This window comes from Aldersonia kunmingensis (assembly GCF_001646865.1).
GTDB lineage: Bacteria > Actinomycetota > Actinomycetes > Mycobacteriales > Mycobacteriaceae > Aldersonia > Aldersonia kunmingensis.
Genome location: NZ_LRRB01000257.1, coordinates 1 through 9,908 on the forward strand (window position 1 = coordinate 1; position 9,908 = coordinate 9,908).

At 66.9% G+C, this 9,908-nt stretch carries 1 protein-coding gene; it reads left to right on the forward strand.

Annotated features, from left to right (window positions below; genetic code table 11):
- On the forward strand, positions 1-9,908 hold a 9,908-nt coding region (locus A8G08_RS20455), incomplete at both ends, for a non-ribosomal peptide synthetase (RefSeq protein ID WP_157108693.1).

Consider the following 9,908-nt stretch of genomic DNA (forward strand, 5'->3'; position numbering starts at 1 on the left):
GGCCGAGGTCCTCGGTCTCGAGTCGGTCAGTGTCGATGATTCGTTCTTCGCTCTCGGCGGCGACAGCATCGTGTCGATCCAGTTCGTGTCCCGGGCGCGGGCGCGGGGGATCAGGTTCACCCCGCGTGACGTGTTCGAGCAGCGGACGGTGGCCGGACTGGCCGACGTCGCGGTGTTCGACGACGGTACAACTGTGGTGGAGCTCGCCGAGCTGCCCGGTGGGGGTGTCGGCACCCTGCCGTTGACGCCGGTGATGGCGTCCTTCCTCGCCGGTGGCGGCGACTATCGCACGTTCAATCAGGCGGTGCCGGTACAGGTTCCGGCGTCCATGGACGCTGAACTGCTGCGGGCAACGATCGCCGCGGTGGTGGATCAGCACGACATGCTGCGGGCCGCCCTGACCCGCGACGGGAACGGCGAGTGGGTATTCGAGGCGCGCCCGGTGGGTTCAGTCGACGTGGCGGAGTGGATCCGTCATTACCCGGTGGCCGCCGATATCGATGACGTGGCGTTGAATGCGGTGGCATCGAAGGCTGCCGATTCGGCTCTGCGTGAGCTGGACCCGTTGACCGGTGACATGGTGCGGTTCCTCTGGTTCGACTTCGAAGGAGCGGACCGGCACGGCGTGCTCTACATCGTCGGGCACCATTTCGTCGTCGATGGCGTGACGTGGCGAATTCTGGTGCCGGACATGGCGATCGCGTGGTCGCAGTTGACTGCGGGTCAACCGGTGGCATTGGCGCCGGTCGGTACCTCGATGCGCCGCTGGACCCACGCACTGGCCGAGGAAGCGGTGACGCCGGGCCGATCCGCGGAGCTCGAGTTGTGGCGCGAAATCCTCGACGTCGAGGATCCGCTGCTGGGTTCGCGAGCCCTGGATCCGACGGTCGATGTCGGATCGACCCTGGACGGGGTCGATATCGAAATCCCGGCCGAGGTGGCCGACGCCGTGCTGCGCGATCTGCCGGAGTTGTACCGCGCGAGCGTCAACGACGCTCTGCTGGCGGCACTCGCGATGGCGATGGTGGCGTGGCGGCGCAACCGAGGTATCGACCTTTCGTCGGCTCTTGTCCGCATGGAAGGCCACGGCCGCGAGGAAACTCTGATCCCAGGTGCAGACCTGTCGCGCACGGTGGGCTGGTTCACCAGCTCCTACCCGGTCCGCGCGGAGCTTGCGGGAATCGATGTGGCCGAGGCGTTTGCCGGTGGTCCCGCCGCGGGTGAGGTCATCAAGGCGGTCAAGGAGCAACTGCTCACCATCCCCGATCGGGGCATGGGCTACGGGCTGCTGCGCCACTTCAATCCAGAGGGCGCGGTGCTCGACGGCCTGCCGCATGGGCAGGTCAGCTTCAACTACCTGGGCCGAGTCGGTGGCACCGAGGTGCCGGCCGCGCTCGCCGATATCGGCTGGGGCCTGACGGCGGCGTTGGGTGCGCTGACATCGGAGCTCGAGTCGACCATTGCTGCGCAGGCCGTGATCGATATCAACGCGATCGTCGGGGCCAATGGTGTGCTGGGAGCCGGATTCACGTTCCCGCGTGGGGTTATCGACCGCGCGGACGTGGCCGAACTCGCGGATCTGTGGAGCAAGGCGCTGGCCGGCCTGGCGCGCCACAGCGCGGCGCCGGATGCCGGTGGCCTGACGCCGTCGGATCTGCCGCTGGTGGCGGTGGGTCAGGGCGATATCGATGTGTGGGAGCAGCGCTACCCGAACCTGACCGACGTGTGGCAGCTGGCGCCGATGCAGTCGGGCATGTTGTTCCACGCGATGCTCACGGCCGACGCCGGCGGTGTGGATGTCTACACGACGCAGGTGAGCTTGCACCTCGGTGGCTACGTCGACCCGGAGCGGTTGCAGGGCGCCGCCCAGGCACTGACCGACCGGTACACGAACCTGCGGACCGCCTTCACCCATGATTCCTCGGGTGCCATGGTGCAGTTGGTGCTCGAGCGCGTCGAGTTGCCTTGGCGTGAGCTGGATTTGACCGGTCTGCCCGAGGGTGAGCGGGCCGAGCAGGCGCGTGCGGTGCTGGCCGCGGATCAGTCCGACGGGTTCGATACGACCCGCCCGCCGCTTGTGCGGTTCACCCTGATCCGCACCGGCCACGACGTGTGGCAGCTGGGCGTGACGGCCCACCACGTGCTGCTCGACGGCTGGTCGATGCCGCTGCTGATGCGGGACCTGTTGGTGCTCTATGCGGTCAGCGGCGATCTGTCGGTGCTGCCGCGGGTGCGGGAGTACCGCAACTTCCTGGTGTGGCTGGCCGCGCAGGACCGCCACCGTTCGCTGGCGACGTGGGCGCAGGCACTCGACGGGCTCGAGGGACCGACACTGCTCGAGTCCGCGGGTGAGGGTGGCGAATCCGGTACCGGCACGGTCGGGGTCGAACTGAGCGAGGCCGAGACGGCGCGGTTGTCCGCGACGGCGGCCAGGCTCGGGGTCACCGTCAACACGATGGTGCAGGCGGCTTGGGCAATTCTGCTGGGCCGCATGACGGGGTCGTCGGACGTGGTGTTCGGTGCGACTGTTTCGGGTCGCCCGGCGGAGGTCGCCGGGGTCGAGTCGATGGTCGGTCTGTTCATCAACACCATCCCGGTCCGGGTTCGCATCGATGCCGACGCCACGATTTCCGCGCTGCTGGAGCGGTTGCAGTCCGAGCAGGCCGACCTGCTGGAGCACCACTACATCGGCCTGACCGACATTCATCAGGCCGCCGGACTGGCGGCGTTATTCAACACGCTGTTCGTGTTCGAGTCGTACCCGATCGATCGGGAAGCGTTGAGCGAGGCCGGTTCCGCGCTCGACGGAATGCAGGTCACCGGCGTCGACATGCTGGATGGCTCGCACTACCCGCTCGGGCTCCTGGTCAACCTCGGGGCCCAGCTCGTGATCGGCTTCAAGCACGACCGGGCCGTTTTCGACACCGCCGAGATCGAGACGCTCGCCGGCCGGCTCCTGCGGGTGTTGCAGACCGTGGTCGACAACACCGAGATTGCGGTGGGCGATATCGAAATCCTCGACGCCGGTGAGGTTGCCGAACTGACCCGTGTGGCGGGTGCAGGCGCGATGCCGGCCGGCTTGTTGCCGGAACTCTTGACGGCGTCGGTCGTATCGTCGCCCGATGCGGTGGCAGTGCGGCACGAGGGGCAGTCGTACACCTACCGGGAGCTCGACGAGTCGTCGAGCCGGTTGGCGCGACTGCTGATCGGCCGCGGTGTGGGCACGGAAGACATTGTGGCCCTGGCGTTGCCGCGGTCTTACAACATGGTGCTGGCGGTGTGGGCGGTAGCCAAGACCGGTGCGGCGTATGTGCCGGTGGATCCGGGGCATCCCGCCGATCGCATCGAGTACATGCTCGCTGATTCGGCTGCGGTGCTGGGCATTACGGGTGCGGCGTATGCCGATGGTCTGCCCGGCGCGGTGGCATGGCTGGTGCTGGATGCGCCCGGCACGGACCAGGCGCTGGCCGGTTTCTCTGCGGATCCGGTGACCGATGCGGATCGGGTTGCGCCGGTGCGGGTGTCGAATACGGCGTACATGATCTACACCTCGGGTTCGACGGGTCGCCCGAAGGGTGTCGCGGTGACCCACGCCGGTTTGCCCGGTCTGACCGAGTATGCGACCGGGTTGTACGGGGTGACCGCGGAATCGCGCGTCCTGCATGTGTGTTCGCCGAGTTTCGATCCGTCGGTGCTGGACTGGACGGTGGGGTTCTCCAACGGTGCGACGCTGGTGATCGTGCCGGCCGCGGTGATCGGTGGGGTCGAGTTGACCGAGTTGCTGGCCGCGGAGCGGGTCACGCATTCGATCATCACTCCGGCGGTGCTGGCCACGATGGATCCGGCGTTGCTGCCCGAATTCGGGGTGGTGTCGGTCGGTGGTGACGTCTCGACGCCGGAGTTGGTGTCGCGGTGGGCGCCGGGTCGCCGGTACTTCAATGGTTACGGCCCGACCGAGACGACGATCATTTCCTCCTACGCCGAACTCGAGGCGGATGGTTCGGTGACGATCGGTACACCGATTCCGGGGATGTCGGGGTTGGTGCTCGACGGACGGTTGCGTCCGGTGCCGGTGGGTGCGGCGGGTGAGCTGTATCTGTCCGGTGACGCGTTGGCGCGTGGTTATCAGGCTCGGGCCGGGTTGACCGCGGGCCGGTTCGTGGCCAACCCCTTTGCCGGGGACGGCGAGCCGATGTACCGCACGGGTGACTTGGTGCGGTGGCGCCGTGATGGTGGCTTGGAGTATGTGGGGCGCACCGATTTCCAGGTGAAGTTCCGTGGCCAGCGTATCGAGCTCGGGGAGATCGAGACCGCACTGCTGGCGCAGGAGCAGGTGGGTCAGGCCGTTGTACTCGTGCGGGCCGACGACCTGGGCGACCGGCTGGTGGCCTATGTCGTGCCGAGCGTGGCGGGCACCGATATAGCGGTGGATGTGTTGCGGGCGGCGGTCAAGTCGCAGCTGCCCACGTACATGGTGCCCGAGTCGGTGATGGTGCTCGAGGCGTTCCCGTTGAACGTGTCGGGCAAGCTGGATCGCAAGGCATTGCCGGCGCCGGTGTTCGAGGCGGCGGTGTTCCGTGCCCCGACCACGCCCATCGAGCAGACCGTGGCCGGTGTGTTCGCCGATGTTCTCGGTGCGCAGCGGGTCGGTTTGGATGATGACTTCTTCGCTCTGGGTGGCAACTCGGTGCTGGCGACACAGGTGGTGGCTCGCCTCGGTGCGGCGCTGGACACCAGGGTGCCGGTGCGCGTGATCTTCGAGGCGCCGACGGTGGAACGCCTTGCGGCAGCAGTGGAATCGCACACCGGTAAGGGCCGTGTCGCGTTGGTCGCAGGCCCGCGGCCGGAGCGCATCCCGCTGTCGTTGGCGCAGTCGCGGATGTGGTTCCTGAACCAGTTGGATCCGGACTCGTCGCTCTACAACATTCCGATGGCGATCCGGTTGTCGGGTCAACTCGACACTGCTGCACTGCAATTGGCGGTGGCCGATGTGGTGGCGCGGCACGAGTCGCTACGCACCATCTACCCCGAGATCGACGGGCTCGGCTTCCAGCAGGTGCTGCCTGCTTCCGAGGCGGTGCTGGATCTGTCACCGGTGCCGGTGGTGCAGGCCGAGGTGTTCGCCGAGGTGGCCGGGTTTGTGGGTCACGGCTTCGCCGATTTGACCGAGCGGGCGCCGGTGCGGGGACGGTTGTTCCGGCTCACGGATACCGCCGACGAGTTCGTGTTGGTCGTGGTGGTGCATCACATCGCCGGGGACGGGTTCTCGGTGGGTCCGTTGGCGCGGGATGTGATGGTGGCTTACGAGTCCCGCACGCGGGGTGAAGTACCGGGTTGGGCGCCGTTGCCGGTGCAATACGCCGACTACGCACTCTGGCAGTTGCAGGTGCTCGGTGCCGAGGACGATCCGGCGTCACTGATCTCGCAGCAGATCGCCTATTGGAGCGGTCAGCTGGCGGGTGTGCCGGATCAGTTGGATCTGCCGTCGGATCGGCCACGGCCGGCGATCGCGTCCGGTCAGGGTGCGAACGTAGGGTTCGACGTGTCGACCGAGCTACATGCGGCGCTGGTCGAGGTGGCCCGGTCGCATGATGCGACGTTGTTCATGGTTGTGCACGCCGCACTCGCGGTGCTGCTCGCCCGGTTGTCGGGGACCGATGACATTGCCATCGGCACACCGATCGCGGGTCGCGGTGAGCGGGAGCTCGACGATCTGGTCGGAATGTTCGTCAACACCCTGGTGCTGCGTACGGGCGTCAAGGGTGGCGAGTCGTTCGCGGATCTGCTTGCGGGCGTGCGGGAAACGGACCTCGGTGCGTTCGGGCATGCGGATGTGCCGTTCGAGCGGCTGGTCGAGATCCTCGACCCCGTCCGTTCGCAGGCACGGAACCCGTTGTTCCAGGTGGCGTTGGTGTTCCAGAACCTGGGCTCGACGCGGTTCGAGCTCCCGGGCCTGACGGTTGCCGGGTTGGATGCCGGTCTGGACTCGGCGAAGTTCGACGTTCAGGTCACTTTCGCCGACAGTTACGCCGAGGACGGTTCGGTCGCGGGCATGGTGGGGTCGTTGGCCTACGCCACCGATCTGTTCGATGAGTCGACGATGGTCGACTTCGGTGAGCGATTGGTCCGGGTGCTCAGCGCGGTTGCTGTCGATCCCGGTGTGCTGGTGGGTGACGTCCCGATCCTGGATGGTGCGGAGCGGGACCGTCTGTCCGGAATCAGTGGCACCGCAGTCGGGCAGTTGATGCTCCTGCCCGAGGTTTTCGAGAGCTCTGCCGCGCGGTGGCCGGATGTGACGGCGATCCGGTTCGAGGGTGAGTCGATGTCGTATGCCGAGCTGGATGCGGCGTCGAATCGTTTGGCGCGCTGGTTGATCGGCCGTGGTGTGGGTCCGGAGACGCGGGTGGCGTTGGCGTTGGCGCGCTCGGCGCGGATGATGGTGGCCGTCTGGGCCGTCGCCAAGGCCGGTGGTGTGTTTGTGCCGGTGGATCCGCGTTATCCGGCGGATCGCGTGAGTTTCATGCTGACCGATTCGGCTGCGGTGGTGGGTCTTACCGAGTCGGGCTTGGTGTCGGGGCTTCCGAATGACGTGGAGTGGTTCGCGCTGGACTCGGATGAGACCGCCGCGATGCTGGATGCGGTGTCTGCGGCGCGGGTGAGCGATGCGGACCGGCTCGGCAGGCTGCGTATGGCGAATGCGGCGTGGATGATTTACACGTCGGGTTCGACAGGTCGCCCGAAGGGCGCGACGGTCACGCACGGCGGACTCGCGGGGTTGGTGGCAACGCTGCACGAGTTGTACGGCGGGGATGCACCGGGTTCGCGGTATCTGCATGTGTCGTCGCCGAGTTTCGATGCGTCGATGCTGGAGTGGGTGTCGGCGTTCCCGCGGGGCGCGACGCTGGTGATCTCGCCCGCCGATATCGTCGGTGGTCAGGATCTGACGGATCTGTTGGCTCGCGAGTCGGTGACTCATGCGGTGGTCACACCGGCGGTGCTCGAGACGGTGGATCCGCATGCAGTGCCGGAGTTGAAAGCAGTGGGTTCGGCGGGTGAGGCGTTGCCTGGTGCCTTGGTGCGCCGGTGGGATCGTCCGGGGCAGCAGTTCGCCAATTTCTATGGTCCGACCGAATGCACGGTCATCTCGACGACGGCAATTGTTCCTCCGGAAGGTCCAGTCACGATCGGTGGCCCGATTCATGGCATGACGGCACGGGTACTCGATGCCCGTTTGCAGCCGGTACCCGAAGGTGTTGCGGGAGAGCTGTATCTGTCGAGTAGTTCGCTTGCTCGTGGGTATCACGAACGTCCGGGCCTGTCCTCGGAGCGGTTTGTCGCTGACCCGTATGGCGCGCCGGGCGCGCGGATGTATCGCAGTGGCGACGTGGTCCGGTGGTCGGGAACGCGTCCGGGTGAGCTCGAGTATGTCGGTCGCAGCGATTTCCAGGTGAAGGTGCGCGGCCTGCGCATCGAGCTCGGCGAGATCGATAGCGCCGTGGTGTCACACGAGTCGGTGCAGTTCGCGGTGACGATGGGACACACGCTCGAGTCGGGTGCGACTCTGCTGGTGACGTATGTGCAGCCAGCGCCGGGTGCCGTGATCGACACGGGTGCCCTGGCGGCGTTTGTCGCCGAGGGGCTGCCCTCGTACATGGTGCCGTCGGCGTTCGTGGTGATCGAGGAAGTGCCACTGACCCCGATCGGCAAGCTCGATCGCAAGGCGCTGCCGGAGCCGGTGTTCGAGTCGGTGGAGTTCCGCGCCGCCACGACGCCGCTGGAGCAGGGCATTGCCGAGGTCATGGCCGAGGTTCTCGGTCTGGCGTCGGTCAGTGTCGATGATTCGTTCTTCGCCCTCGGTGGCGACAGCATCGTCTCGATCCAGTTCGTCTCGCGCGCCCGTGCGCGGGGCATCCTGTTCTCGCCGCGTGATGTTTTCGAGCAGCGGACCGTGGCGGCTTTGGCCGAGGTCGCGGCGTTCGACGACGGGACCGCTGCGGTTGCGCAGCGCCTGGAGGAGCTGCCCGGAGGGGGCGTCGGCCGGCTGCCGGTGACGCCGATGATGCACTGGTTCCTCGAGGGCGGCGGCGATTACCGTACGTTCATCATGTCGGTACCCGCGCAGGTCCCGGCGTCGATGGATCTCGACTTGTTGACCAAATCCATTGCCGCGGTGGTGGATAAGCACGACATGCTGCGGGCCACCCTGGACCGTGACGAGACCGGCGAGTGGGTCTTCGAGGCGCGTCCGGTCGGGTCGGTGGACGTGGCGGGCTGGATCCGGCACATCCCGTTGCCCGCGGATGTCGACGATGCCGAGTTGAACGCGGTGGCGTCGAAGGCCGCCGATGCGGCCCTGCGTGAGCTGGATCCGCAGTCCGGCGAGTTGATGCGGTTCCTGTGGTTCGACTTCAACAGCGGCGATGGTCCGGACCGTCACGGTCTGCTGTACATCGTGGGTCACCACTTCGTGGTCGATGGTGTTTCGTGGCGAATTCTTGTGCCGGACATGGCAATTGCGTGGGCGCAGCTGACGGCGGGTCAGCCGGTGGCGTTGGCGCCGGTGGGTACCTCGATGCGTCGCTGGACCCATGCCCTCGCCGAGGAGGCAGTGACACCGAGCCGGCTGGCGGAGCTGGAGCTCTGGCGCGGCATGCTCGACGTCGAGGATCCGCTTGTGGGTTCGCGGGCGTTGGATCCGGTGATCGATATCGAGTCCACGATGGAGCGGGTCACGGTCGAGATTCCGGCCGAGGTAACCGGTCCGGTGCTGCGCGATCTGCCCGAGCTGTATCGGGCGAGTGTCAACGACGCGCTGCTGGCCGCGTTGGCGATGGCGCTGGTGAAGTGGCGGCGCGACAGGGGGCACGACCTATCCTCGGCGCTGCTGCGCATGGAGGGCCACGGTCGCGAGGAAACCCTGATCCAGGGTGCCGACCTGTCCCGCACGGTGGGCTGGTTCACCAGTTCCTACCCGGTGCGTACGGATCTGGCCGGGATCGACCTTGCTGATGCCTTCAATGGTGGCCCCGCCGCTGGTGAGGCGGTAAAGGCCGTCAAGGAGCAGCTTCTCGCCATCCCGGATCGCGGCATGGGTTACGGGTTGCTGCGCCACTTCGGTGGAGAGTCTGCCGAGGTGCTCGAGGCGTTGCCGCACGGGCAGATCAGCTTCAACTACCTTGGCCGCGTCGGCGGCACCGAGGTGCCGACTGAGCTCGCCGATATCGGTTGGGGACTCACGGCGGCGCTGGGTGGGATGACGTCGGAGATCGAGTCCACCATTCCGGCGCGTGCGGTGATCGACATCAACGCGATCGTGATCGGGGACAACGTCCTCAGTGCGGGATTCACGTTCGCGGCCGGTGTGATCGACCGTGCCGATGTGCAGGAACTCTCGGGTCTGTGGAGCGAGGCGTTGGCCGGATTGGCAACGCACAGCGCGGCACCGGAGGCCGGTGGCCTCACGCCGTCCGATCTGCCGCTCGTCGCCGTCGGCCAGGGCGACATCGATGTCTGGGAGCAGCGCTACTCCAACCTGACCGATGTGTGGCAGCTGTCGCCATTGCAGTCGGGCATGCTGTTCCATGCCATGCTCACCGCCGAGGCCGGCGGCGTGGATGTGTACACCACGCAGGCGAGCCTTCACCTGGGCGGCTACGTCGATCCGGAACGATTGCGCGACGCGGCGCAGGCGTTGACCGACCGGTATGCGAACCTGCGGACCGCGTTCGTGGCGGACTCCTCGGGTGTCATGGTGCAGCTGGTGCTCGACCGTGTCGAGTTGCCTTGGCGTGAGCTGGATTTGACGGACCTGCCCGAGGCCGAACGGGCCGAGCAGACCCGTGCGCTGCTTGCCGCGGATCAGGCGGCCGGTTTCGATATGGCCCGTCCGCCGATGGTCCGGTTCTCCC